General features: G+C 52.5%; 2 protein-coding genes and 1 pseudogene. 2 read left to right on the plus strand and 1 reads right to left on the minus strand.

The window, feature by feature from the left end:
* The first annotated feature begins 130 nt into the window (after window positions 1-130).
* Entirely contained in the window at window positions 131-304 is a 174-nt protein-coding gene (locus E8M78_RS23335) for a hypothetical protein (RefSeq protein WP_170973439.1), read from the plus strand.
* A gap of 4 nt (window positions 305-308) precedes the next feature.
* On the opposite strand, the gene E8M78_RS23340 is transcribed toward E8M78_RS23335, so the two are convergent.
* Window positions 309-458, minus strand: coding sequence for a hypothetical protein (locus E8M78_RS23340; protein WP_170973440.1), 150 nt, complete (start codon window positions 456-458; stop codon window positions 309-311).
* A 447-nt stretch (window positions 459-905) separates the two neighbouring features.
* Between E8M78_RS23340 and E8M78_RS15815 the strand changes: the two are divergent.
* A pseudogene (locus tag E8M78_RS15815) lies at window positions 906-1,022 on the plus strand (glycine/betaine ABC transporter substrate-binding protein); the annotation flags it as partial.
* Window positions 1,023-1,119: the final 97 nt, after the last annotated feature.

The following is a 1,119-nucleotide window of genomic DNA, read 5'->3' on the forward strand; positions in this document are numbered from 1 at the left end:
CAGCTAGAAGGGCGAAAACTGTCGCATCTCTAACTGGCCCAACTGTCGCATTACTAAATGGCTGCTATAGATTGAAATCAGATAAGGAAGATTATGGAACTTATTCGATACGGAAAGCTGGATTCACCCTATGAGCAAAGGCACCCTGGCAGTTTGGTTAGGCGTCGCAGCCTTGCTCTATCTGATGTACGCCGCGATTGACCTGGCTGATAAACTGAACCACCAAATCGACCAATGCGATGATCCCAGCGCCGGTGCATATATAGCCGACGCTGTTGAGCGAGCGCGCGTTTGCGGACAGTGACGGCTCAGGCACCGCCGACATACTGAAAATAGGCCCAAACCAGAACGAAGGCTGCGATGACGCCAGCGACAATCAGCGCCTTCTTGGCTGCAGGTGGCGTTTGACGCGGAGGCTTGACCGGCTTCGGCTTGTTGAACTTGATGACGTCGCCCATAAGAAATTCCGTATTCCTGATCTGTTGCGTTTATCCGGCCGATGCTGGCGCATCGTGTCGGCAGTTTGTGTGGTGATTCCGGTCAGTTCGCCATTCTAAGGCCTGTATTGTTCATGGCAACATCACGGATGCACAGGACAATTTTGTAGACCAGATATCCAGATTCGAGGCACGGAGCCGGGCCGCACCCTGCCCTGCTTATGCACGAAGAGTGTGTAGAAACATCTCGCTTAGCAAACGCGATAAGTAGACAGTGATTGAACGTCGATCCCAGAAGTGGTGTTGCTTCTGTTCCGTATCGACTTTTCCGGACTCAATGTCCTCGGCCGGTCAGGAAATAACTCAATAAAGGTGCGGCGTCCCTTCGCCGCGTAATAGTTGACCTGATCTCTTGCGCCCTGCATTGTCGCAGGCGGCACATCTGCGCCCCTGCAGAAGGAGCGTTCTTCCGATCTTGAAGCCGCAATGTTAGACGCGCAGGAGACAGCCTACGAAAAGGCCGTCGACAAATATATTTCCGAACACCCGGACCAGATCAAATCGTGGTTTGGTCAAGAAGGCTAAGCTCGTTTAGGTCGGCATTCGTGTCGACCTTTTCTGCAATCAAAGTAAACCTCCACCTACGGTGGAGGACTGGACGAGTTCTACATCGTAGTGGAGA

The sequence above is a fragment of the Rhizobium sp. FKY42 genome, from assembly GCF_005222835.1.
GTDB lineage: Bacteria > Pseudomonadota > Alphaproteobacteria > Rhizobiales > Rhizobiaceae > Neorhizobium.